At 39.7% G+C, this 24,585-nt stretch carries 21 protein-coding genes; 17 read left to right on the top strand and 4 right to left on the bottom strand.

The features are described 5' to 3' along the window. Positions 1-44 precede the first annotated feature (44 nt). The 10 genes from P8O16_RS17720 to P8O16_RS17675 all read left to right on the top strand — a co-directional run bounded on the left by P8O16_RS17720 (position 45) and on the right by P8O16_RS17675 (position 9,830). On the top strand, positions 45-1,229 hold the full coding sequence (locus P8O16_RS17720; RefSeq protein ID WP_300316861.1) for a serine hydrolase: 1,185 nt from the start codon (positions 45-47) through the stop codon (positions 1,227-1,229). A gap of 71 nt (positions 1,230-1,300) precedes the next feature. Next, the gene (locus P8O16_RS17715; RefSeq protein ID WP_300316858.1) at positions 1,301-1,858 is read left to right on the top strand and encodes a sigma-70 family RNA polymerase sigma factor; all 558 of its coding nucleotides are present in this window, start codon (positions 1,301-1,303) and stop codon (positions 1,856-1,858) included. Positions 1,859-1,863: 5 nt separating this feature from the next. Then, on the top strand, positions 1,864-2,592 hold the full coding sequence (locus P8O16_RS17710) for a hypothetical protein (RefSeq protein ID WP_300316855.1): 729 nt from the start codon (positions 1,864-1,866) through the stop codon (positions 2,590-2,592). A 63-nt stretch (positions 2,593-2,655) separates the two neighbouring features. Next, positions 2,656-3,837: a hypothetical protein gene (locus tag P8O16_RS17705; RefSeq protein WP_300316853.1), complete on the top strand. Its 1,182-nt coding sequence runs from the start codon at positions 2,656-2,658 to the stop codon at positions 3,835-3,837. A gap of 69 nt (positions 3,838-3,906) precedes the next feature. Further along, entirely contained in the window at positions 3,907-4,179 is a 273-nt protein-coding gene (locus P8O16_RS17700; RefSeq protein WP_300316851.1) for a hypothetical protein, read from the top strand. A gap of 54 nt (positions 4,180-4,233) precedes the next feature. Next, a complete protein-coding gene (locus tag P8O16_RS17695) occupies positions 4,234-4,596 on the top strand; it encodes a hypothetical protein (RefSeq protein WP_300316848.1) in 363 nt (120 codons plus the stop codon). A gap of 69 nt (positions 4,597-4,665) precedes the next feature. After that, positions 4,666-5,325: a hypothetical protein gene (locus P8O16_RS17690; protein WP_300316846.1), complete on the top strand. Its 660-nt coding sequence runs from the start codon at positions 4,666-4,668 to the stop codon at positions 5,323-5,325. A gap of 161 nt (positions 5,326-5,486) precedes the next feature. Next, positions 5,487-8,024, top strand: coding sequence for a hypothetical protein (locus P8O16_RS17685; RefSeq protein ID WP_300316844.1), 2,538 nt, complete (start codon positions 5,487-5,489; stop codon positions 8,022-8,024). 221 nt (positions 8,025-8,245) lie between these two features. Continuing rightward, positions 8,246-8,527: a mechanosensitive ion channel domain-containing protein gene (locus P8O16_RS17680; protein ID WP_300316842.1), complete on the top strand. Its 282-nt coding sequence runs from the start codon at positions 8,246-8,248 to the stop codon at positions 8,525-8,527. A 457-nt stretch (positions 8,528-8,984) separates the two neighbouring features. Beyond that, a complete protein-coding gene (locus P8O16_RS17675; RefSeq protein ID WP_300316840.1) occupies positions 8,985-9,830 on the top strand; it encodes a mechanosensitive ion channel family protein in 846 nt (281 codons plus the stop codon). Here P8O16_RS17675 and P8O16_RS17670 read toward each other — a convergent pair whose 3' ends face one another. Further along, entirely contained in the window at positions 9,831-10,298 is a 468-nt protein-coding gene (locus tag P8O16_RS17670; RefSeq protein WP_300316838.1) for a nucleoside triphosphate pyrophosphohydrolase family protein, read from the bottom strand. 78 nt (positions 10,299-10,376) lie between these two features. After that, positions 10,377-11,135, bottom strand: a complete 759-nt coding sequence (locus P8O16_RS17665) for a superoxide dismutase (protein WP_300316836.1) — start codon at positions 11,133-11,135, stop codon at positions 10,377-10,379. 175 nt (positions 11,136-11,310) lie between these two features. On the opposite strand from P8O16_RS17665, the gene dapF reads away from it, so the two are divergent. From dapF to P8O16_RS17630, 7 genes are all read left to right on the top strand, one after another. Further along, entirely contained in the window at positions 11,311-12,084 is a 774-nt protein-coding gene (dapF, locus tag P8O16_RS17660) for a diaminopimelate epimerase (protein ID WP_300316834.1), read from the top strand. Positions 12,085-12,185: 101 nt separating this feature from the next. Continuing rightward, positions 12,186-15,566 (top strand): preprotein translocase subunit SecA, encoded by a 3,381-nt coding sequence (gene secA / locus P8O16_RS17655; RefSeq protein WP_300316832.1) that lies wholly within the window; start codon positions 12,186-12,188, stop codon positions 15,564-15,566. 7 nt (positions 15,567-15,573) lie between these two features. Beyond that, on the top strand, positions 15,574-16,116 hold the full coding sequence (locus P8O16_RS17650; protein ID WP_300316830.1) for a hypothetical protein: 543 nt from the start codon (positions 15,574-15,576) through the stop codon (positions 16,114-16,116). After that, a complete protein-coding gene (locus P8O16_RS17645; RefSeq protein WP_300316828.1) occupies positions 16,097-17,287 on the top strand; it encodes a M20 family metallopeptidase in 1,191 nt (396 codons plus the stop codon). Before P8O16_RS17650 ends, P8O16_RS17645 begins: the two co-directional genes overlap by 20 nt. Positions 17,288-17,351: 64 nt before the next feature. Continuing rightward, positions 17,352-18,119 (top strand): S1/P1 nuclease, encoded by a 768-nt coding sequence (locus tag P8O16_RS17640; protein WP_300316826.1) that lies wholly within the window; start codon positions 17,352-17,354, stop codon positions 18,117-18,119. An 86-nt stretch (positions 18,120-18,205) separates the two neighbouring features. Further along, positions 18,206-20,062 (top strand): sensor histidine kinase, encoded by a 1,857-nt coding sequence (locus P8O16_RS17635; RefSeq protein ID WP_300316824.1) that lies wholly within the window; start codon positions 18,206-18,208, stop codon positions 20,060-20,062. A gap of 15 nt (positions 20,063-20,077) precedes the next feature. Next, a complete protein-coding gene (locus tag P8O16_RS17630) occupies positions 20,078-20,728 on the top strand; it encodes a response regulator transcription factor (protein ID WP_300316822.1) in 651 nt (216 codons plus the stop codon). A gap of 50 nt (positions 20,729-20,778) precedes the next feature. Here P8O16_RS17630 and P8O16_RS17625 read toward each other — a convergent pair whose 3' ends face one another. Beyond that, positions 20,779-22,875 carry a cytochrome c biogenesis protein CcdA gene (locus P8O16_RS17625; RefSeq protein WP_300316940.1) on the bottom strand — a complete coding sequence of 699 codons (2,097 nt, stop codon included), beginning with the start codon at positions 22,873-22,875 and terminating at the stop codon, positions 20,779-20,781. A gap of 64 nt (positions 22,876-22,939) precedes the next feature. Further along, positions 22,940-24,328, bottom strand: a complete 1,389-nt coding sequence (locus P8O16_RS17620; RefSeq protein WP_300316820.1) for a dipeptidase — start codon at positions 24,326-24,328, stop codon at positions 22,940-22,942. Between the last annotated feature and the right edge of the window lie 257 nt (positions 24,329-24,585).

Below are 24,585 nucleotides of genomic sequence, written 5' to 3'. Positions count from 1 at the left end.
AGTAATACGATGTGAAGGAAAGAGAACCAAAACTTTCTAATCACATGAAAAAACAATTCAACTTCTTTTATCAATTTTCTCTGATCTTCTTGATTTTGATCTCATCATTAGCTTGTTCCAGTAATGACGATCCTGATCCAACTCCAATCGAAAAACAAGAGGATATCCTCAGTGTAGATGCTAAAGTCGAGAAATTTCTTTTGGATCATGAAATCCCAGGAGCAAGTTTGGCAATTTCCAAAAATGGTAAGTTAGTCTACCAAAAAGCTTTCGGTTTACAGGATGTTCAGTCTGGGAAGGCGATGACCCCACAAACTCAAATGAGAGTGGCAAGTGTTTCAAAAAGCTTCACTGGGTTAGCAATCATGCTACTTGTTCAGGAGGGTAGAATTAACCTAGACGACAAGGTGTTTGGTGATATGGGCATCTTGGGAAATTCTTACGGTTCAAAACCATATTCAGCTCGGGTAAGCCAAGTCACTGTGAAGCACCTACTTCAAATGACCTCTGGAGGATGGGTAATAAATGGAAACAGAGATGCTATCGACTATCAACAAACCCTAACAAATGAAAGCTATTTCGACTGGATGCTGGATAATGCAACATTGAATTTTGAACCTGGATCTCAATATTGGTATATCAATTCCAATTATTTTGTGGCTGCCAGAATCGTTGAAAAAGTTTCCGGTAAATCTTACAGTCAGTTTGTAAAGGAGTCTATCACAGATCCATTAAAGATGGGCTCTACAGTATTAGCAAAAAATGGATTGTCAGGTAAGCAGGCCAATGAAGCTACTTATTATGGACAAGGAGATACTAAAGGATTTGAATATAATTTCAATATTGAGAGACGAGATGGAGATGCAGGAATTGTAACTACGGCAGTGGATTTAATGAAGATAGTAGTTGCCATGGATGGAAACGCATCAAAACCTGATCTGCTCAGATCTGATTTCTATAATCAGTTTATCCAAGGGTCAAACCCTAACCAAAATTTTGCAAATGGAATTGCAAAGTCCAATCAATTTAAATATTTCTACGGAGCACTTCCAGGTACAAGATCCGGATACATGTTTCATTCAAATGGAATGGCAGTTACACTGATATTCAATGGAAACGCAGATTATACTAAGACGAATTATTCCAATTTTGCTAATGCACACGATGCATTAATGGTAGAACTATTAACTAAGGATATCAATGTATATCAGGATATTGATCAGTTTTAATCTACTCTATTAGAGGTAGAACTCTTGGGATAAAATGGATTTAAGTGTATCTTTTTGGCAACTTTATATTTATGCCAAAAGATTCCATTCGTACACTTTCTCAAGAAGAACTTATAAAAAAAATCTGTGAAAACAGATCGGAAGCTCTTACCGAAATGTACAAAGAGGGATTTCCAAAAGTCAGAACTTATATATTAAAAAATAATGGGGATGAGGATCAGGCAAAAGATATTTATCAAGAGGCGTTTATTGTAGCCTGGCAACAAGTGAAATCAGGAGGATTTAAACCTGAGAATGCCTCATCTCTTCAGGGTTTTATTTACCAAGTAGCTAAAAATAAATGGTTGGATTGGTTGAGGTCTAGTAAATACAAAAAAGTGGTTGCATTAGGAGATCAAAACTTTTCTTTTTCTCATGAGGAAGAAACAGATGACTATGAAGAAAAGCTTAATCGATTAAAAACTGCTTTTAAAGATTTAGGAGATAACTGTAAGGAACTGTTAAAAAGTTTTTATTTCGAGAAAGCTTCTATTGGGGAATTAGCAGAAAAGTTTGGTTGGACTCCTCAGACAGCCAAAAATAATAAGTATCGCTGTATGGAGACGCTTAGAAAAATCATCCAAAAATAAAATCAATGGCAAAAGACCTAAATATAGCCCCAAAGGAATACGAAGTTATCGAAGGATTTTTAGAGGATTGTCTTTCTAAAAAGGAGGAGATTGAATTTAAAAATTTTGAAGCTAGCGACCCAGACTGGAACCTAAAAATAGAGGAAGTAAAGTTCCTTAAGCAGGGTCTGGAAAACTATTTGTTCAAAGAAGAGATTGAGAAAATACATCAGGAAAACTTTAATAGGCGATCCAATAAACTTAAAATAAATTCATTCTGGCCCTTGGCAATAGCCGCGTCCATTTTATTTTTATTAATAGCAGGGGCTAGTTTTCTTGGCTTGTTTCAAAATAAGAATGAAAGACTTTTTGAGGCGTATTACGAGACTGATCCTGGACTGATCACTGCAATGTCGGGAACAGATAGTTATGAATTTGATCGGGGAATGGTAGATTTTAAATCTGAGAATTATACGGGGTCATTGCAGTTTTGGGAGCCCCTTTTAGAAGCCGATAGTAGTCAAGACACCTTGGTATATTTTGTTGCAATGGCAAAATTGGAATTAGAAAAATACGAGCAAAGTGAGGGTTTGTTGACCAACTTAGTCAATGGAAGGGATACCGAGTTCAGTGAAGAGGCCAAGTGGTATTTGGCCTTACTTTATTTGAAAAAGGGTGAAATTGAAATGGCGAAAAGCCTACTGAAGGAATTACAAAAGCCTGATGCCAAGACACTGCTGGAAGAGCTCAAATAAAAACTTTAAATTTTTGATGACTTTTTAAAATTCATACGATGGGTAGTTAAAACTTCTTATCCTATGAAAAATCTAGTTACTTTATTTTTAGCGGCCTGCTTAAGCTTCCCTGTTTTTTCACAAACTTTATACTATTATCCTCCAGGCTATTTTGGTCTTTTGAACAATCAATTGACAAGTGCAAGGTCGCAGGCAATGGGCTTTACTACCTTGACCAAAGGGGGCATTGAGAACTCTTTTTATAATCCCGCAGCTATTGGAAATACAGGAGTTCCAGTACAGGTATATGCCAACTATGCCAATGGACACTCTTATAGACCGGACTCGCATTACTATTTTGTAGGAGGCGCCTACAAGATTAATCCCAAATTAGCGATTGGGCTTTCTTATTTCACCTACAGAAACCCTGATCCGGTTTGGACTACCATCATCGGAGGAGTAACTTATGATACGGACTTTTTCGCCCAAAGCGTACTATCTGCGGTGGTATCCTATCAAATCTTCGAAGAGTTAGAGATGGGTTTAGGGATAAATCTGATGGAAGAAAACGCTATTAATGGAGAGCAGACGAATTCAGATTTTATGCCTAGTGTAGGTTTTCAATACGAAAAAGAGCTTCCACTTATTAAATCTGAGAGCTTTGAGAACCAAAGAATCAAAGGTGCATTATCCTTAACGAATTTTTTATTCAAGAATACCACTCTTCAAACTTACGAGAATTCAGTCTCAGTTGAATACCTCCCCATAATTCTTCGGATAGGAGCAGGTTATCAGTTTGACACTTCTCTGAAATCAGGCTGGATAGTCGATAAAGGTTATTTCCAGAACTCTCCACAACAAGTCCGTTTTTCTCTTGATGTCCAATACCAAGATTATCTGAAGGGTTCAGATGCCCCTACTACGGATCATGAGAGTAATACTGCTTTTGGTGTAGGTGCTGAAGCTTGGTTTTTTGAGAGACTGGCAGTACGCTTGGGTTATTTCAACGAAAAAGGACCTTCTGGCACAAAAGATACCGGTGAACTATGGGTCACCGGAAACCGGGCAGGATTTACCTGGGGATATGGTACGTTGATACCGACAAATCAATTGACTGGAGGAAAAATGCCTTTTGATATTCAAGTTGATTTTATTACAGCAAAGCAGCTTTCTTCTCTTAATGAAGAGATTTATACCCACCCTAATGTCTTCACAGAAAATACTTTTCAATTCTCTTTTGGACTAAACCTTCTTTGGAGGAAGTAAAATTTTAAAAAAAGATCATTCAACTATTAAAAGAATATTTTAGTATTTGGACTGTTTTTTTCACTATTTATGCTCTCTTCCGAATCGGGAGAAGAGGATATTCTTCCTAGCCCTCCTTCTAGTGAAAATCCATTTGAAGGATATAGTACCTATTCTGTTCAAGTAAAATTCCCAGAAGGGAGTGCACCGGATTTGACAGATGCAAAAATACTTTCTTGGGATAAGCTTAGCTCTTTAGATGAGGATGAGGTAGTGAAAGTGATAATTTTTCCGGATGAGCCTGCTTTCGCCTATTTATTTGACAAAGAAGACCGCCTTCTACTTGCAGGATTGATAGACTAAAATCAGCAAAACTTAGATATTGAAACCACAGCAAAAACCTTACTCTATTGGGGTTTGTCAGGACCATTTTTCGAATCTGAGCTCGCAGAGAAATTCTTTGATGAAGTAGAATCTTTCCCAATTTGGGATGAGTGGAAAAATACGGTAGAAGCAGCTTGGATAGCTAACCCATTTTTTCTTTCTGAAAGTAAAATCGGAGAATCTTTAGCAGATTTGATCGAAAAAGTTGCACCAAATTTAAGAAATGCTAGGACTAATGAAGAGAAGAAAGCTTCAGATTTGTTGGTAGATGTAGAAATTCAAAGTGGTTTACAAGTTTACCAGACTGGTTTGAGCCAGTTTGGAGTCGCCAATACCTTCCGCCGAAGAGTGAAGGGGTTTTTATATAAAAGATATAGTATTGTTGAGTCTGGATAAAAGATACCCGTCAATGAATTCCCTGGAATAAACAATGCATCCGTTCCTGATTTGGAAATAGATATTTCTATGGTTAAAGTAGTTACCAGTTTTTCGGGCACCGTTTATGATTATTTACTGGGAGATACAGATAAATCTTTCCGAATCAAAACTGGAGCAATTGAGATTCCTTTAGATTTGGATGAAAAAGAGGTGGAGTGGCAGCTAAGGGCAATAGGTATGGGAAAGTCCGCGACTAATCTCAATCAGGTTGAAATTTCTGCTAGAACAAATATTATTTTATTAACCTTTACCTTAGATTTTGTTGTGCCATTGATTGCTGATGGTTTGACAGCGAAAGCTACTGCATCTAAAAACACAGGAGCACCGAAAGGTCAACAGGATTTTTGGGAAGCATTAATAACAGCGGTAGCGGGGTATTTGGATCAAATGCCATCAGTAAATGGGAAGGTCCAAAATGGGGAACTTTCTGAAGCTGTGTTAGATTTTTTCACGATAGGATATAATCAATTTGGATCCATCTTTTTGGAGGATTTAGCCAGAGTGGCTGCAGAAACTATCTGGGAAAATGCTCCAGCTAATCTACCAAAACCAAGCATTGAGGACTTTAAAAAAATTGCTGTACGAAAATCGAAAATTTTGACAACGATTGATTTGATATTAAAGGGTTCTGATTATGATCAAGGAAGGGCAATTCGACGAAGCAACTCCGTACCTCAAAGCCTCTGATCGAGAGGAATCAATTGAGCTGATTTCAAAGCTAGGAAAAGAGATGTAGTAATCCATTCAAGCTTAATAGACGACGTATCTAGGCAAGTGATAGAATATTTTTCAGATTTTTGATGACATTTTCTAAGTTTTTCGATGGTGAGGAATAAACTACTTTTACCATGAAAAACTTACAACTCTTCAAATGGGTTTTTATCCTTTTTTCGGTGCTGGCATTCGCTTGTACTGATCCAGAAGATCCTACAATTCCGACTCCAGATCCCGGAAATCCTCCTGTCGCTGGAGGAGGCACTACTTCACTTGCTCAAACGGTGGATATAAGCGTATCCTTGCCTGCAGGAGTAAATGTTGACTTGTCTAAGGCTACTCTTTCTACAGGACTCATGACTTTCCCTGTAGATGCTGCTGGAAAGACTAAAGCCGTTTTACCCGATACTGTGGTTCGTTTGGGATACTTATTCGATGATGCCAATAACCTAATTCTAATGGGAGTTTTGAGTGCAAAGAATAAAAATTTGAATGCCGAGACTACAGCTCAAGCGCTTTTCTACTTAGGTTCTGGTGTTTTTTATATGCCAAAAGAAATAGTAAATGAGTTTCTTACCCCGTCAATAGCCCTTCCTGGCTATGAGGAATTTAAGACTAGAGTTGTAGCTGGAATAAGTAGTGACAAGTTATATGTAGAAAATCTCAAGTTCGAGCAGGATTTATCTACACTCCTGAGTGAGTATACAAAGGAGGTGGAAGTTTTGGATATGAGAGCTAGGCAAATCAATGTAGATCCTAATGGCTTTCAGAGTGGTATACAGATTTTTGAAAATGATGCCTTGAACATCAAGATTGCCAATCATTACCGAAGAATCGGAAAAGCATTCATCTATAAAACTGCCTATAAAGCGAAAGGATCTAAAGAAGTAGTGCCATTGATTCCATCAATTGGACCAGGTCAAGCAGCTAACTCTACAGCGGACGTAGAAGGGACAAAAGGGTTTAGCAGTACCTTGGGTACCATCGCAGACTGGGTTTCGGGGAGCGGTATAGAGTATGCACGAAAGGAATCTGGACCAATTCCATTGGCTTTAGGAGAAAATGAAGATGAGGCGATTTATAAGGTACGAGTAGTAGGTACAGCATTTAGACCTTCTAGTTCGCTTACCATGACAAACGAAGAAAAGGCTGCCTGGCAAAAACTGATGCTCAAGCAGTTCTATGTGGACTTTGTTCTTCCCATTCTTTCTGAAATAATTTCCGAGATCAAAGGTGCAGAAGAAAACAATTTAGCTTTTGATGCTTTTGAAGCGACCATTTCACAAACTCCTCTAATTATGGATTTGATTATTAGCGGAAATTTTGAGAAAGCCATCGAAGATTTCTTAAAATTTATAGTAGTAGATAATCAAGGCAAAGAACTTCAAGAGGAGTTTATTAAAATTGTTGTCAATAAATACAAAAATCTAGATAAGCCTACTTGGATCGATCTGAATCGTGACTACCAGAATGCTGCTGCGGTTGATAAATACCTCAAAGTAATCAAGGCGGTTGAAATGTGCGTAAAACTTCTCGATATGGGTAAATTGACAGCAGAGTTGATTATGTCTGATCGAATCGTCGAGTTCACAGCTAAGGCCCGTAGAACCGATGTAAAAATCAACCCTGCAAAAGAGACCGTAGTCGCTTTTGCTAATTTGCCTCTGAAGGTAGAAACGCAAACCCAGCTTGGAGAAGGGCAATCCTTCTTGTACAAATGGTCCACTACTGGAAAATATGGGGTGATTACGGCCACAGGCGGCCTCAAAGGACCTAAAATCGAAACAACCTCCGCTACTGTGAACTTTAGAAGTGAAGTAAATGCAGCTGATTTGGAAGAAAATAATATAGAGACTGTAACTGTAGAAGTATATATTAAAAAAGGCGTTGACTTGACCTTGATAGGTGATGCTACAGCAACGATCAATGTGAAAAAGCAGAAAGTAGTGATGAAGCCGGATGGTATCACGCTGAGCGGAAAGAAGAAGCAATCGGTACGCCTTTACCTAGAGCGAAGCGACAATGTCAATGACATCGTGAGCACCAGTGCCTTAGAATATAAAGTGGAATGGTCCACAGAAGGCAAGCATGGCATGTTTGATGGGAAAAACACCATAGCCACGACTAGAGGCAATGCTATTAACTATCAAGCGATAGATGGAGATGTACTGGAAGGTATAGAAAACATCAAAGCAAGTATTTACTTTAGAGTTCCTGGTTCTGGCGATTGGATTCTTAGAGAAGAGGTCACAGGTAAAGTAAAGGTCAATAACGACCCTAAGAAAATAATTCTGAATATACCAGTAACTGCAAAAAGTTATAAGTTAACGTCTCCGGGTGGAGGTTATAGCGCAGGGGTTCATGCATTAGTGATTGTTCCAGTTAACTCAGATGCAAAAACTTACACGGTAACAACTTATGGCTTCAAAACACCTTACAAGCATCCCTACGAAAACAAAACAGTATCCTGGGCAAATGGAGGAAGTCCTCCAAGCTATTACGGATGGCCAGAGAGCGATTCCAAAGGTATTAGTGGAGGCAGTTATTACTATTCTTTAGGAGCCACATGGTGTAGTGCACAACCTTCGTCTTGTGATCCACTTCTACCAGAGTGGATAGCTTCATCCTTATCCGGTGGTGGAATGGCAAATGTTGTCATTACTCTTAAATAATTTAAGAACGTAAGAGCAAGTTTAGATAGCACCGGGTTCACACTCGGTGTTATTTTTTTTGTATTTTGAGCCCTATGATTGATTTTGAAAATTTCACAATAGACTGGGTAGAAGTTCAGAACTAGCTTATTCTTTTTGGTGTTGCTCTGGGTACACTAATCCTATTAATTTATCTCTCCCGTAAGACTAAAATAATTTTAGAGAAAAGGCTTACCAAAAAAATGGATGATGATCTATTAGCCAATTTTCTTGCAGGGATTTTTGCATCACTGGTAATAATCGTCGTTATAATGATCATCCTGCGAATTATTGGACTTACCGGAGTGGTATCCGGAATGTTGGCCGGAGCTGGTATATCGGCATTTATTATAGGCTTTGCGCTGAAAGATATCGGAGAAAACTTCCTTTCTGGAATAATCTTGGCATTTAAAAGACCTTTTCGCACAGGAGATAGATTGGATATCAATGGTATAAGAGTTCAACTGCTGACTTTGAAACTTTGAGATACCCATATTAAAACTGGAGATGGAAAAGATGTTTTAATTCCAGATAATTCTCAAAAACCCGCTCGTCAATTTTACCATTGATGGGTTTTTAAGGTACGATTTCATTGTAGGACTAAACTATCAAGAAGCGGTAGATTTCATAAAAACTTCAATGGTGACAGAGCAAGGTCCAAGTGTTTTAAAGGGTGTTAAATCTCTTGCGGTATAGTTGAATACGCAAGACTTAAAATCTTGTGGGAGCAATCCCGTGCGGGTTCGATTCCCGCTCCTGGTACAAGAGCCTCGTAGAAATACGGGTCTTTTTGTATTTATAGGTTTTCAATTTTTATTTGATTTCAACTCAGGCTAGAAATTAAGTCTTGGAGTAAGTGATAAAGAAACTTTTTGAAATCTATTTCCCTGTCTTGGTATAGCTGAAACTTGTAGAGAAGGCCTCTTTTTCCTACTTTCCTTTATGGAAACATTTTTCGGTATAAATCTGGATGATACTTACGGTACACTGAAGACATTTGGCATTTCTTTGGGAATTATCATTCTCTTCTATTTTTTGGCCAATACGCTTCAAAAGCTTCTCAAAAGGAGACTACTTAAGCGAATGAATGATTTGCTTTTAGCGAATTTTATTTCAGTTGTTTTTAGACTAATAGTTATCCTGGTTGGTTTTATGATTGTTTTCCGCTTTTTGGGACTATCAGGTGTGGTTACTGGTGTATTAACCGGAGCCGGAATCTCAGCTTTCATTATTGGTTTTGCTTTGAAGGATATTGGTGAGAATTTCCTGTCGGGTATAATACTTGCATTTAAGCCCCCTTTTAGGATTGGTGATTTTGTGGATATAAATGGATTTCGCGGGCAAATCCTTTCCCTAAACCTTAGAGATACTCAGATTAAGACAAACGATGGAAAAGACGTTTTTATACCTAACGCTACAATAATAAAAAACCCGCTCGTCAACTTTACGATAGATGGATTTCTACGTTATGATTTTATCATCGGATTGGACTATGGTTCTGACTATAAGGCAGCGATGGCATTGATTCTAAATACAGTCTCAAAAATACCTGGAGTGTTGTCAGATCAGAAAAGTCCAAATGTCTGGGTTTCTGATCTTGTTGAAAGCACTTTGAATCTTCAAGTAACCATTTGGGTGGATACTTTCGATCGTGATGTTTTGGATGTAGTCGTAAAAAGTAATGCCATTTTGGAAGTCTTGACGGCATTAGAAAAGGCCGGCTACAATCTACCGGCCCGAATTATTGAATTGAAAAACCATCAGGGAAAAAGCCTGAAGACTTCCTGATTATTTCCCTAATATCCCTTTCAAATCCGCCGGAGAATAATTTACAGACTTTAATGTCTTGTGATCACCTTCCCTAAAAACCAAAAATAGATCACCTTCTTTTTCATAAAAGCAAGGTGTTCCTTTTGCCTCATAATGTACCACTGTCGCTTTGGCTTCTTCTTCAGTTTTGCAGGCTTTGCTCATATTAGAGCGCTGTACTTCATCAAAAAGGGTTTTGAATTTTTCTCCTAATCCAAACTCCAGAATTGCTCCGGAGAGCACATATTGTAAATCGCAAAGGGCATCTGCGATTTCCACCAAATCCTTATTTTCTATTGCTTCCTCCAATTCTTTTAACTCTTCGGCTAACAATGAGACCCGAAGGTTACATCGTGTTTCAGATGGGATGGCCGGATCCGATACAATTGGATGTTTGAAGGTTTCGTGAAATAAAGCTACTGAAGAAAGTGACTTAGGGTCTTGCATGATTTTTATTTTTGAATTCTTGAAATAAATGAAAAAGACCGGAATTTCCGGTCTTTTTTGGTTCCAATAGCTAGAATTTTACATAGAGGCTGCTGTAAATAGCTGACTCACAGTATTCCAGTCTACTACATTCCAAAAAGCAGAAACATAGTCGGGACGCTTGTTTTGGTAATTCAGATAGTATGCATGTTCCCAAACGTCTATTCCCAAAAGTGGAACTCCCTTGAATTCGGAGATATCCATCAATGGATTGTCTTGATTTGCAGTTGATCCTACTGCTAGTTTATTATCCTCTCCTAATACTAGCCAAGCCCAGCCTGATCCAAACCGTGTTTTTGCAGCTGTTTCAAATTCGGTCACAAATGCATCATAACTTCCAAAAGAGGAATCAATTGCCGCTGCCAAATCGCCTTCAGGTTTTCCACCTCCGGTTGGACTCATTACTTTCCAAAACAATTCATGATTGTAATGTCCACCCCCGTTGTTTCGCATCTTGGTGGAATAGCTTGATATTTTACTCAGGACATCTTCCAACGGCTTATTTGTATCTACATTTTCCTCACCAATGGCATCGTTTAGATTCTTGGCATATCCTGCAGCATGCTTAGTATAATGGATTTCCATAGTCATCGCATCAATATTGGGAGCTAAAGCTGCATAATCATAGGCTAATGGAGTCTGCGTAAAAGCGGTTGCTAAGATAGCTTTCTCGTCACCATTCGCATCTGTTGCGCAAGCACTCAAAATTCCTGTCCCAGCAAGTCCCAAAGCGATGCTCGCCTTTGATGTGTTAGACAGAAACATTCTTCTAGTGATTAAATTCTCAGGAGTATTCATCAGGTAATGGATTTAGATTTCAATTTGATTTTTCAAACCTGAAATTAACCATTAAATCGATTGATTCGAAATTGGCAATCAGACAATAAGTCTGATTTTCTGACAAGTTGTTTAAGTTTGTAGCACTCAAATACCTTGGATAGGTTTTTGTCTTCCTTTTTAATAATAAAAATTTATGGAAATCTCTTTTTATAAATATCAAGGAACAGGAAATGACTTTGTCATGATCGATGATCGGAAAGAAATATTTGATTTGACTGATCTGGATCTAATTTCCAAACTCTGTGATCGTCGTTTTGGAGTGGGTGCTGATGGCCTGATTCTCATTCGAAATTATGCAAACTTTGATTTTGAGATGATTTACTTCAATGCGGATGGTAGCCAAAGTATGTGTGGAAATGGAGCTCGTTGTGCAGTTGCTTTCTCAGCATTTCTCGGGATAGTAAACCAAAAAACAAATTTTTTAGCCATTGATGGACCACATGAGGCGGTTATTGAAGATGGGTTAGTGCAATTAAAGATGGGTGATGTTGAGACCCTAGAAAAAAAGGGGCAGGATCTCTTTGTCAATACAGGATCTCCCCATCATATTCGATTTGTTGAAAAAGTGAGGGAATATCCTGTCTTTGAGAAGGGAAAAGAAGTGAGATATGATCAAGAATATGCTCCTGCAGGGACTAATGTGAATTTCGTAGAAAAAATAGATAATGACGAATTGTTCGTTCGAACTTATGAGCGAGGCGTAGAGGATGAGACACTCTCTTGCGGTACCGGAGTGACGGCTGCAGCGATTGCATTTTCCAAAGATAAACCTACAGGTAATGTGAAAATTAACACCCGCGGGGGCCAATTATCCGTAAAATTTCTATCCCTACCGGATGGTACCTTCCGAGATATTTGGCTGATAGGGCCAGCCAAACAAGTATTTAAAGGGCAAATTACAGTATAAAAAAGGCTAAGAAAGGAGCATATCCCATCTTCGCATTAGTATCATTTATAATAAAAAGGGCTTAATTTTAACCCTTCATTTGAGAATTACAAAAGACCAACATGTTAGATTTTATAGCAAAAGGACTTGCTAAAGTATTTGGAACCAAGTCTGATAGAGATATTAAGGAGTTATTACCAATCGTCAAGGAAATCAATACAGTTTTTGATGGTTTAAAAGGAATCAGTGATGAACAACTCCGAGCAAAAACCCAAGAGATCAAATCTCAGATCAATGATCACTTGCAGGAGTTCGATCAAAAAATCATTGATATCAGAGCTAAGGTGGATGAATTGCCTGCCACTGCGATTCATGAAAAAGATCAGCTTTTCAATCAAATAGATCAAATTGAAAAAGACCGGGATCAGGCATTAGAAGAAATTCTTCAGAAAGTTCTCCCTACCGCATTTGCTGTTGTAAAAGAGACTGCCAGAAGACTGAAGGAAGTTGGCAAATTAGTAGTAAAAGCCAATCTACGAGACCGGGAAATTGCTGCGGTAAAAGCTAATGTTGAAATTCAAGGTGAAGACGCAATCTGGCATAATAAGTGGCTTGCTGCTGGTACAGAAGTCGTTTGGGACATGGTTCACTACGACGTGCAGCTAATTGGCGGTATGGTGCTCCACAAAGGAAAAATTGCCGAGATGGCTACAGGTGAAGGTAAAACTTTGGTTTCAACCTTGCCTGCATTTTTAAATGCCTTGGCAGGAAGAGGTGTTCATATCGTGACCGTAAACGATTACTTGGCAAAGCGTGACTCCGAATGGAATGCACCACTTTTTGAGTTCCATGGGCTTACTGTGGATTGTATTGATAAATACACCCCAAATTCTGCTGGTAGGAAAAAAGCATATGCAAGTGATATCGTATATGGTACTAACAACGAATTTGGATTTGACTACCTGAGAGATAATATGGCTCGTGAGGCTGGTGATTTGGTTCAGGGAAAGCATCATTTTGCTATGATTGATGAGGTCGATTCGGTATTGATTGATGACGCTCGAACACCATTGATCATCTCAGGACCGGTGCCTAAAGGTGATGTCCACGAATTTGATGATATGAAACCAAGGGTTTCAGCATTAGTTGATGAGCAACGGAAATTGGTTCAAGGTTTCCTAACTGCCGCCAAAAAACAAATTGCAGATGGAAATGATAAGGATGGTGGTCTAGCTTTATTTAGAGCTTTTCGAGGAATGCCTAAGTATAAGCCTTTGATCAAATACCTCTCTGAACCAGGGATTAGAGTAATCCTTCAGAAAACAGAGAATTTCTACTTGCAGGACAATAAGCGAAATATGCCAGAAGCAGATGAGCCGCTATTGTTTACCATAGATGAAAAGACCAATGTTGTCGATTTGACCGATCGAGGTATCGAAACGATGACTACCAAAAATGAAAATCCTGACTTTTTCATTTTACCGGATATCGGTATTGTCATCGCTGACTTGGAAAAATCTGAGGAGATCGATGATAAAGAAAAACTGATCCGGAAAGAAGAAGCAATTAAAGATTACAGTGTAAAAGCACAGCGAATTCACACGGTAAACCAATTGCTCAAAGCCTATTGCATGTTTGAGCGTGACACCGAATATATTTTGGTGGATGGCAAAGTGAAAATTGTCGATGAACAGACAGGTCGTGTGATGGAGGGGCGTCGTTATTCTGATGGATTGCATCAAGCGATCGAAGCTAAGGAGAATGTGAAGGTTGAAGATGCTACACAGACCTATGCGACTATTACTCTTCAGAATTATTTCCGAATGTATCACAAGCTTGCCGGTATGACCGGTACAGCCGAGACGGAGGCTGGAGAATTCTGGGAGATCTACAAACTGGATGTGGTAGTAATTCCTACCAACCGAGTAATCCAAAGAGACGATAAGGAGGACAAAGTCTACAAAACCGTGCGGGAGAAATTCAATGCGGTAGTGGACGAGATCAATGAGTTGGTGGCCGCCGGAAGACCAGTCTTGGTTGGTACCACTTCTGTCGAAATCTCTGAAGTACTCAGCCGAATGCTTACGTTGAAAAAAATTCCTCATCAGGTATTGAATGCGAAGCAACATGCGAAAGAAGCTGATGTTGTAGCGGCAGCAGGTCAAAGTGGAACTGTTACAATTGCTACCAACATGGCTGGTAGAGGTACCGATATAAAGCTTTCCCCAGAATCCAAAAAAGCTGGAGGCTTGGCGATTATCGGTACTGAGCGTCATGAGTCTCGTCGTGTTGATAGACAGCTTAGAGGTCGATCTGGTCGACAAGGAGATGTTGGATCATCTCAATTCTTCGTGTCTTTGGAAGATAGTTTGATGCGATTATTTGGGTCAGATCGAATAGCCAAATTGATGGACCGAATGGGTCTTGACGAGGGTGAAGTGATTCAGCATAGTATGATCACAAAGTCTATTGAGCGAGCTCAGCGAAAAGTGGAAGAAAATAACTTTGGCACTAGAAAGCGACTATTGGAATATGACGATGTCATGAATTCCCAGCGTGAGGTTGTATATAAGAAGAGAAGAAATGCGCTGAAAGGGGATAGACTTGAGTTGGATATTCTGAACGTCATCTTTGATGTGAGTGAAAGTCTAATTGATATGGCTAAATCCACGGAGGATGCAGAAAATCTTCGTATGAATGCATTTACGACATTAGGAGTTGATTTTTCAATCACAGAAAATGATCTTAAGAGCAAAGATGCTAACACCCTGACACAAGAGCTTTATAGGCTCGCTTTTGAAACATATCAGCAGAAGAATAATCAGATAATGCTTACCGCACTTCCAATTTTCAAAAGAGTTAACGAAGAGCGAGGAGCTACTGTCAAGGACATTATGGTTCCGATATCGGATGGAATGAAGCAAATAGGTGTAGTGGTTAACTTGGATTCTATGCTGTCAAATGAAGGAGCAGAGCTTGTGAGATCCATCGAAAAGAATGTTACCCTTGCTATTATAGACCAAAACTGGAAAGAACATCTTCGAGATATGGATGACTTGAAACAGTCAGTTCAAAATGCCGTTTATGAGCAAAAGGATCCTCTTTTGATTTACAAGTTTGAGGCTTTTGAAATGTTTAAGCGATTTATAGGCAAGTTGAATGAAGATATGATTTCCTTCTTGACCAGAGCGGATTTACCTAAGCAAGATCCTTCTCAAGTAAATGCTGCACAGCCAAGAAAACAGGCGGAGCCACAGGTTCAAGCTTCAAAAGCAGAAGTGTCAAGTACCCTAAATCCAGGAGCTAATCGTGCAGCAGTAGCAGCTTCAAATGCAGGAAGACCAGCTCCGCAAGTTGTAGCGCCCCGAAAATCGGATAAAGCCTATGGGCGAAATGACAAAGTTACTGTTCAATATTCCAATGGTACCACGAAAAAAGACGTGAAATATAAAAGTGTGGAACAAGACGTGCAGGAAGGAAATTGTGTAATTATTGAAAATTAAAAGGACAATGAGAGGTTATTGGATTGTTGGAATAGTGTTGGTTTTTGCTAGTTGTAAAACAAGCAAGGTGACTACTGATTCCGGAAATACCTATCAGAACTATCGGGAAGATATTCAGCTTTCTTCCCTACCTCAATACCCAGATTATACACAACAACTTAATGAATCAAGTCGGGCAAACTTGACTAGTTCGGATAATACTGTAGATAAAGACCTAAATCAGGTCAAAACTCGATTGATTGAAAAGAATAAATCGGAGCCATATTATTCAGGATATACTATCTTGGTTTACTCAGGTATTGATCGAGATCGGGCTTTCAAAACTCAATCTGAACTCAACGAATATTTTCCTGATCTCAATCCAGAAATGCAGTATCAACAGCCACGCTATTTGGTCAAAGTCGGGAAATACAATTACAAATTTGAATCTCAAAAAAACTTTTCATTAATAAAGTCTCAATTTCCTACTGCCCGGATCATTCAGGACCGTTTTCAACGGGAAGGTTTTGTGACACCACTGGAGAAAGATAATGCTGAAGGAAAAAATTAAGGAACTGGCAAAAGCATATAAGGAAGAAGTAATTGCCACAAGAAGACATCTTCATGCAAATCCTGAACTTTCATATGTAGAATTTAAAACTGCGGCTTTTGTTAAGGAGCGATTGGAAGAACTTGGGATCACTCAAATAGAGCAAAAAGCAACTACCGGATGGTCAGCGCTAATTGAAGGAAAAAATCCCGGGAAAAAAGTGATTGCCTTGAGGGCTGATATGGACGCATTGCCGATTATTGAGGCAAATGACGTTCCCTATAAATCACAAAATCCAGGCGTTATGCATGCTTGTGGGCACGATGCGCATACTGCCTCCTTACTTGGAGCTGCAAAAATCCTGAACGAAGTCAAAGACCAATTTGAAGGAACAATCAAACTTATTTTTCAACCTGGTGAAGAAGTGGCTCCTGGGGGAGCATCTTTTATGATTAAAGATGGGGTATTGGAGAATCCCCGTCCAGCCGGGATTATCGGCCAACATGTGATGCCTTTTATTCCTGCGGGAAAAGTGGGGTTTCGACAAGGCTTGTACATGGCTTCTGCCGATGAGCTTTACATAACTGTAAAAGGAAAAGGAGGTCATGGAGCAATGCCAGAAACGCTGATTGATCCGGTTTTAATTGCGTCTCATCTAATCGTAGCTTTGCAGCAAGTGGTAAGTCGAGCCGCTAGTCCAAAAATCCCTTCTGTACTTTCCTTTGGAAGAGTGGAGGCTCTTGGAGCGACAAATGTGATTCCAAATGAGGTTAAGATACAAGGCACATTTCGAACCCTGAATGAAGAATGGCGTGCCAAAGCACATCAAAAGATGCTTCAAATCGCTCATGGTATCGTGGAAGGAATGGGAGGTGAGCTCGATTTCGAAATCCGAAAAGGTTATCCTTTCCTTCAGAATGATCCTGAACTAACCGCTCGGGCAACCGAAGCTGCACGAGCCTATCTTGGCGATGAAAATGTACTTGACTTGGATATCTGGATGGCAGCTGAAGATTTCGCTTATTATTCTCAAGTCGTAGATGGATGCTTTTATAGACTTGGAACCAGAAATGAAGCAAGAGGAATTGTCTCGGGAGTGCATACACCGACTTTTGATATTGATGAGGATGCCCTTGAAATCGGAGCTGGTTTGATGGCCTGGCTTGCTGTGGCTGAATTGGAAAAAGCTTAACCTTTTCTTCACCCTGCTCAATATACTACCTACTATCTTTACGATTATTCTATTATCATAATTTATGAAAAAAGCACTTCTATTTGCAGTAATGCTCTCTTTCTCTGTGACTCAAGCTTCTGCTTGGGGGCAATTAGGTCACTATGTAATAGGCCTTATGGCTGAGCGGCAAATGAAAAAATCGGTTTTAGCCAAAGTTGAAAAGGTTCTTTATCCTATGTCTCTGGGAAGAAGTGGTACTTGGATGGACGAGATTAGATCTGACAGGTCCTATGATTATGCAAATTCTTGGCATTACCTGACTTCCAAAAATGGGGAGTATGATCCAGCACACCAGGAAAAAGAAGGGGATGCTTTTGAAGCGATTCAGCGATTGAAGGCAGAACTTAAAGCTGGAAACCTAAGCCAGAAGGAAGAGGCAGAAAAACTCAAAATGCTGATTCATATGGTTGAGGATATCCATCAGCCGCTCCACGTAGGCACAGGTGAAGATCGTGGAGGAAATGATGTCAGAATAGAATTCTTTAACCAATCAACCAATCTTCACGCCCTTTGGGATAGTGGCATGATTGACCGCAAAGGCATGAGCTATTCTGAGCTTGCAGATGAGCTCTTCCGCAGATTGACTCCGGCTATGAAGCAAAAATACCGTGGCGCTACCATGGAAGATTGGCTGAAAGAAGCTGTTGCACTTCGTCCTCTTGTCTACAAACTTCCGGAGAGTAAAAAAATCAGCTGGGTTTATATGTATGAATCCAATGATGCCCTTGAGGAGAGATTGGTTGCAGCAAGCGTTAGATTAGCGCAGATTTTGGAAGAGATTTACGGTTAATCAACAAATAATTTCAAATAATCTAGAAAAAAGTATAAACCCAAAAAGCATTTTTTATATTTAAAAGGTTAGCGCTCTTGACCTTTATGCTTCGAACATTTGCCCTTTTTCAAGTAGCATTTCTAGTGATTACGGCTTCCTATTCTCAAACTTTGCGGGATAGGCTAGGAAGAACTGTGTTGAATCCAGATTCAGCATCGATTATTTTTGAACTTGAAAGAGTGAACCTCCGCAATGCTCCAGATTCTGGTCTTTATTTTTATTTCATCGCTGATCGATTTTATTCCAATTCGGAATACGATAGTGCTGAGTTCTATTTTCAAAAAAGCGTTGACCTAGTCGACCCATCAAAAGAAGCCAGCATTCGAAGTATGGGTTTTATTTCCCTTTCTCGTATTAATAGTTTCGCGGGAGATTGGGACCGAGCATTGTCCTTTTCCCAAGCACACTTTAACCATGCGCTGAATGTTCCTGACTCGAATTACATGGCTTTTGCTTTGTTTGATATCTCGGTGATCTACCATGATATGGAGCAATATGACAAAGGAGTTGCCTATGGAAAAGAATCGCTTCAGCTCTTAGAAAATTTCCCAAAAGCTAAGCCACTCTTCCGTGCCTATGCCTTGAATGCGATTGCTATTAATTTTGATGATTGGGATAAACCTGACAGTGCATTATACTACCACTACCTAGTAATTGATGATTTGAAAAATCTCGATAGCATGAAGTTCGCTAATACCTTCAATAATATTGGGAATACGCTATTAAAGCAAAGGAATTTCCTAGAGGCTAAAAAGTGGATGGGCATCTCACTTTCTCTTAATCAGAAGGCAAAAAGCAATACCAGAATAGCGACAAACTATACCAACTTAGGGACGATCGCTTATAATCTGGGCAATTACAGCGAAGCAGAAAGCATGTTGGATTCAGCTGCGAAATATGTGGAATTGAGTCAATCCATAGAGAAAAAGCGGGATTATCTTCAAGAGCAATATCGCTACAATAAACTTCGAGGTCGCCTTTCGACAGCCTTAGATTTTCTGGAGCAATACAGCTCTTTGAAGGATTCTATCTTCAAAGAGGAACGAGTGAAGCTTATGGCTGATCTTGAAACAAGGTATAAGGTGGAATCAAAAGAACGGGAACTAGCCGAGTCAAGAGCTGCATTGGCAGAAAATGAACTTCTGGTCAAAAATAGAAATAACCAATTGTTACTTGCCTTGATTTCATCCATTTCGCTAATTGGTTTGGGATTCTTTATTTACTACCGACAAAAAACCAAAAACAGACATTTGGAACAAGAGGCGAAACTTCAAGCGATTTATGCAGAACAAAAAACGCAACAGCGTCTTCATGAGCAGCGGGATCGTATTTCATCTGATTTGCATGACAATATTGGCGCTCAGCTGACCTTTATTGTTTCTTCGCTCAACAACCTGAAATTAGGAAATCTCAGTCCAGAGAAAATGGCAACTAAAATTGATCAGATCTCCTCCTTTACCGTAGAAACAGTCGGTGAATTGAGGGATACTATCTGGGCCATGAATAAGGAAAATGTAAGTCTGGAAGACCTTCGGGGAAGATTGGCCAACTTCGTTGCAAAGGCAATTGAAGCATGTCCTACGATTGACTTTGAATTAAAGGTGGATGATCAGATTGAAAAGGAATTTTTACTCAATTCACTGGAAGGAATTAATTATTTTAGAGTAGTCCAAGAGGCCATCAATAATGCGATTAAGCATTCTGGTGCTTCTAAAATCACGATAAACTTGGTTAAAGCAGGTGAAACTCTACGGATATGTGTTCGAGATAATGGGCAAGGTATTCAAAATCAAAGTCTGGGAAATGGATTAGGTAATATGCGAAATCGGGCTGACCGAATAGGAAAGAATGTAAGCATAGATACTCAGCAAAATCAAGGAACAGAAGTTTGTATTTATTAATTTTTAAAAATCATCATGGGGATAAAAATTGCAATTGCAGAGGATAATTCATTTTTGCTCAAAGCAATCTTGGAAAAACTTTCATTTTTTGAAGACGTGGAGGTCAAATTTCATGGCTATAATGGAGTTGAGTTTTTGGAAAAACTAGCGCAGGATTCCAATGTCCACCTGATTCTAATGGACATTGAGATGCCCAAAATGAATGGCATCGAAACTGTCGCCGAAATCACTAAGAAGTATCCCCAAATCAAAATTATTATGATCACGGTATTCGATGATGATGAGAATATCTTTAGGGCAATTCAGGCAGGGGCACATGGCTACTTGCTCAAGGAAGTAGACGCTAAATCTCTCCATCAAGGCATTTTGGATACCTTAGAAGGAGGAGCGGCAATGACACCCTCGGTGGCAATGAAGGCTTTAAAGCTCCTTCGAAATCCCCCTAATTTTGAAGAACCAAGGGAAGAAATCAATCTTACCACACGTGAAATAGAGATTCTTGAGCAAACTTCAAAAGGACTTAACTACAATCAAATCGGGGAAAATCTCTTTATATCTCCGAAAACTGTCCGCAAGCATATCGAGAATATCTACGGCAAACTCCAAGTGCACTCTAAGCTTGAAGCAGTCCAAAAAGCTGTGAAAAATCGGATAATTGAAGGGTAAAGGAATTTAAAATTGATAATTAAGATTGGAGTGAACCCTATTTTAAATTATTAATTTCTAATTTTAAATTCATTTTTAGCACCATCCAAAAACTCTACAAATTCCTGAATATTGGTTTCATAACCCCTTGGCGGAGCTAAGAGCTTTTCGCTGTGATCCAAAATCACATAGTAAGGTTGAGCGTTGTTATTAAAGCGTGTGATCTGGAAGTCAGCATTTTGCTTTCCAAGGGTTTTTTTCACTTTTCCATCATAAGATGAAGTGTACCATTCGCTTTCTGGTAGTTCCAATCGCTCATCGATATAGAGTGCTACCATCACAAAATCCTTTTTCAAGCGAGCCAAAACCTGAGGATCTGACCAGACATTTTCTTCCATTTTCCGACAGTTCACACAGCCATGTCCGGTGAAGTCGATCAATAGTGGTTTGCCTTGCTCTTTTGCTGCGGCTAGGGCTTCTTGGTAGTCAAAGAAACCTTGAATGCCAAAGGGAATTTCAAGCAATTCGCCGTATTTAACTTGAGCGCGAGGCTCACTTGAGGCAGATACTCCCTTACCGATTTTAAACTGCTGCGTGGTCAGAGGCGGCAAATAGCCGCTGAGATATTTGAGCGGAGCGCCCCAAAGGCCTGGGATCATATAGACCATAAACATAAAAGTGGTCAATGCCAAAAGCAGCCTTGGTACTCCAATGTGATCCATCGGAGAATCATGCGGCAAGCGGATTTTCCCCAAAAGGTAGAGACCTAAAGCTGCAAAAATTACAATCCAGATCACTAGGAAAATATCCCGATCCAAAATACCCCAATGATACACCAAGTCGGCTATCGAGAGGAATTTAAAAGCCAAAGCCAATTCCAAAAAGCCTAAAACTACTTTCACAGAATTCAGCCAGCCTCCAGATTTTGGAAGTCTATTCATCCACTCCGGAAAAATTGCGAATAGCGTAAACGGAATTGCAAATGCTAAAGAGAAAGCAAACATGCCTAAAACGGGCTTCACCAATTCTCCTCCTGCGGAGGAAATCAGAATCGAACCTACAATGGGACCTGTACAAGAAAAGGAGACTAAGACTAAAGTGAAGGCCATAAAGAACACGCCAACCAATCCGCCTTTTTCAGCTTTAGCATCCACTTTATTAACCAGCCCTGATGGCAAGGTGATCTCAAATAGGCCCAAGAAAGCTAGCGCAAAGAAGATAAAGATTCCAAAGAAAAAGAGATTTGGTAGCCAGTGTGTGGCCAGCCAATTGGCAAACTCCGGTCCTTGAATAGCAGCTACTGCTGTCCCTGCAATGGTATAAATACCAATAATTGACGCTCCATAAATGAATGCATTCCGAATTCCAGTTGCTTTGCTAGTTGTCCTACCAGTGAAAAAGCTCACCGTCATTGGAATCATCGGGAATACACAAGGAGTCAACAAAGCCGCCAATCCTGCTAAAAACGCCAAGATCATAAAACCCCAAAGCGATTCCTGCTGTACTTCAGGAGCTTCAATCAGCTGTATTTCTTTGGTTTCAGATTGTGAATCTTTCGTCTCATCTGCTGGGATTGTCTGATTTGGGGTTAAGGCAAAAATGGAATCACTTTCTGCTATGACTTCTTCCTTCTGCTTGCTTTCTGTGGATGCAGATTCAGTCTTGGTATCTGCTGATTTTTCAGGAGATTTTTGAACAGCAATGAAAGAAATTTCCACATCCTCTTCGTAATTGATACATTGACCTGTGAGGTCAGAGCACATCTGGTATGTGATGGAACCTACTATTATCCCATTTTTAGAATTCAGGATAATCGGCTGCTCAAAGCGGCCTTTTCCCATAAAATAGGTGACATCTCCTTCCCAAATTTCTTCAAACTTCTTCTTCGGATTTATTGCTTTAAGGCTTCCAGCTTTTTCATAAGCTTCAGATTGCTCTAAATCAAGCGTGGTGAGAATTGGTCCTAAATCCGGCTTAAAGTCATTGGAATAGATATACCAGCCCACCGGAATGGTAGCTTCCAAAATCAAAGTTGCTTTTTCTCCAATCTCTGGCTCGTTGGGGCTCAACGTTATTGTCCATTTGGGAGGTGCGATGATTTGCCCGTTTGAAATAGCGATAAATAAGAAAAAGATCGGAAGAATGAGTTTTCCGAATTTGCCTAACATTGAATGCATGGAGATGAGGAATAATTGCTATCCAAAGGAGAAAATTGAAGTTTAAGTTCCTGAATTACTTTCCACTTAGCGATCTAAAATGTCGAAAGAAGGCAGCAATGGTCTCTATTCCAATAAAATAGTTTTTAACACCATAATGCTCATTTGGAGAATGCAAGGCGTCAGTATCCAATCCAAAGCCAAATAATATTGGATCAGAACCCAACTCTTTTTGGAATAAAGCGACGATTGGAATAGAGCCGCCTTCACGAGTTGGGATTGGTCGCTTGCCAAAAGTCTCTTCCATCGCAGCTTCTGCTGCTTGGTAACCCACTGAGGAATCTGAAACTACCGCCGGAGCACCTCCATGATGTGCTTTTACTTTCACCTTAACTGAAGCCGGAGCGATGGATTTGAAGTGATTTTCAAAAAGCGCTGCTATCTCTCGCCAATCTTGATCAGGCACCAATCGCATGGAGATTTTTGCTGAAGCTTTAGATGGTAATACTGTCTTTGCACCTTCACCAATGTATCCTCCCCAGATTCCATTCACATCAAGCGTCGGACGGATACCGATTCGCTCAATGGTTGTATAGCCTTTTTCACCTTCAACATCGTTGATATCTAGTTTTTCTTTATACTCATTTAAGTCAAAAGGGGCTTCATTCAACCGTGCACGTTGCGCATCAGTAAGCTCCTGTACTTTATCATAAAAGCCAGGAATAGTGATGTGATTGTTCTCGTCCTTCATGGAAGCGATCATATCACAAAGCACATTGATTGGGTTTGCAACTGCTCCGCCATAGGTTCCTGAATGTAAATCCCGATTGGCACCTGTCACTTCTACTTCCATGTAAGCCATGCCGCGAAGACCAACCGTGATGGAAGGGTCTTTCATGGAGATCATATGCGTATCCGAAATTAGAATTACATCTGCTTTAAGTCGCTCCTTATTTTCAATCACGAATTTGTCTAGGTTATCTGAACCCACTTCTTCTTCTCCTTCGATCATGAATTTCACATTGCAAGGCAAGTCATTTTCAGCCATCATGGCTTCGAAAGCTTTCACATGCATGTAGAATTGACCTTTATCATCTGCCGAACCTCGAGCGAAAATCGCTCCTTCGGGATGAATTTTGGTGTTTTTAATGACTGGCTCAAATGGTGGAGAATCCCATAATTCATATGGATCTGCAGGTTGTACGTCGTAGTGTCCGTAAACCAAAACGGTTGGCAAAGAAGGGTCAATGATTTTTTCACCATAGACGATTGGATAGCCTGCAGTTTGGCAGATTTCTACGGTATCGGCACCAGCTTTTAGAAGAGATTCTTTCACAAAATCAGCTGCCGCAAAGACATCGTCTTTGAATTTTGGATCAGCACTTACTGATGGAATGCGAAGTAAATCTAGGAGTTCGTTAAGAAATCTGTCTTTGTTGGAGCGTATGAAATCGTTGACAGCCATAATTGGGTTTTATATTTTAGTAAGGGCCTCAAAATTATCCATTTCGGCAGGAAATGCCTAGTTTTATTTAAGGAAATGCCATCTTGGTTAAGCTTGAAAATTTAGAAAGTAGAAGTGAGAAAGCTGAAATATACTTACTGTACTTCCCTAAATAGCGTTGACCGTTTGGTTCAACATTTATTTAATTCCATCGGGCAATTATGAGCCAGAGGTTCTTCTCTTGGGTAAACTTCCAAGGGGCTCGATGCCTCTTGGAA

It is taken from the genome of Algoriphagus sp. (assembly GCF_029254265.1).
Lineage (GTDB): Bacteria > Bacteroidota > Bacteroidia > Cytophagales > Cyclobacteriaceae > Algoriphagus.
Note: the sequence above shows the minus strand (reverse complement) of the source record. Positions and strands in the feature narration are given on the sequence as shown.

What these genes read in the sequence shown, in the direction of transcription:
- P8O16_RS17720 (WP_300316861.1), top strand. Translation starts at nt 45, where the DNA reads ATGAAAAAACAATTCAACTTCTTTTATCAATTTTCTCTGATCTTCTTG.
- P8O16_RS17715 (WP_300316858.1), top strand. Translation starts at nt 1,301, where the DNA reads ATGCCAAAAGATTCCATTCGTACACTTTCTCAAGAAGAACTTATAAAA.
- P8O16_RS17710 (WP_300316855.1), top strand. Translation starts at nt 1,864, where the DNA reads ATGGCAAAAGACCTAAATATAGCCCCAAAGGAATACGAAGTTATCGAA.
- P8O16_RS17705 (WP_300316853.1), top strand. Translation starts at nt 2,656, where the DNA reads ATGAAAAATCTAGTTACTTTATTTTTAGCGGCCTGCTTAAGCTTCCCT.
- P8O16_RS17700 (WP_300316851.1), top strand. Translation starts at nt 3,907, where the DNA reads ATGCTCTCTTCCGAATCGGGAGAAGAGGATATTCTTCCTAGCCCTCCT.
- P8O16_RS17690 (WP_300316846.1), top strand. Translation starts at nt 4,666, where the DNA reads ATGGTTAAAGTAGTTACCAGTTTTTCGGGCACCGTTTATGATTATTTA.
- P8O16_RS17685 (WP_300316844.1), top strand. Translation starts at nt 5,487, where the DNA reads ATGAAAAACTTACAACTCTTCAAATGGGTTTTTATCCTTTTTTCGGTG.
- P8O16_RS17680 (WP_300316842.1), top strand. Translation starts at nt 8,246, where the DNA reads ATGGATGATGATCTATTAGCCAATTTTCTTGCAGGGATTTTTGCATCA.
- P8O16_RS17675 (WP_300316840.1), top strand. Translation starts at nt 8,985, where the DNA reads ATGGAAACATTTTTCGGTATAAATCTGGATGATACTTACGGTACACTG.
- P8O16_RS17670 (WP_300316838.1), bottom strand. Translation starts at nt 10,298, where the DNA reads ATGCAAGACCCTAAGTCACTTTCTTCAGTAGCTTTATTTCACGAAACC.
- P8O16_RS17665 (WP_300316836.1), bottom strand. Translation starts at nt 11,135, where the DNA reads ATGAATACTCCTGAGAATTTAATCACTAGAAGAATGTTTCTGTCTAAC.
- dapF (WP_300316834.1), top strand. Translation starts at nt 11,311, where the DNA reads ATGGAAATCTCTTTTTATAAATATCAAGGAACAGGAAATGACTTTGTC.
- secA (WP_300316832.1), top strand. Translation starts at nt 12,186, where the DNA reads ATGTTAGATTTTATAGCAAAAGGACTTGCTAAAGTATTTGGAACCAAG.
- P8O16_RS17650 (WP_300316830.1), top strand. Translation starts at nt 15,574, where the DNA reads ATGAGAGGTTATTGGATTGTTGGAATAGTGTTGGTTTTTGCTAGTTGT.
- P8O16_RS17645 (WP_300316828.1), top strand. Translation starts at nt 16,097, where the DNA reads ATGCTGAAGGAAAAAATTAAGGAACTGGCAAAAGCATATAAGGAAGAA.
- P8O16_RS17640 (WP_300316826.1), top strand. Translation starts at nt 17,352, where the DNA reads ATGAAAAAAGCACTTCTATTTGCAGTAATGCTCTCTTTCTCTGTGACT.
- P8O16_RS17635 (WP_300316824.1), top strand. Translation starts at nt 18,206, where the DNA reads ATGCTTCGAACATTTGCCCTTTTTCAAGTAGCATTTCTAGTGATTACG.
- P8O16_RS17630 (WP_300316822.1), top strand. Translation starts at nt 20,078, where the DNA reads ATGGGGATAAAAATTGCAATTGCAGAGGATAATTCATTTTTGCTCAAA.
- P8O16_RS17625 (WP_300316940.1), bottom strand. Translation starts at nt 22,875, where the DNA reads ATGTTAGGCAAATTCGGAAAACTCATTCTTCCGATCTTTTTCTTATTT.
- P8O16_RS17620 (WP_300316820.1), bottom strand. Translation starts at nt 24,328, where the DNA reads ATGGCTGTCAACGATTTCATACGCTCCAACAAAGACAGATTTCTTAAC.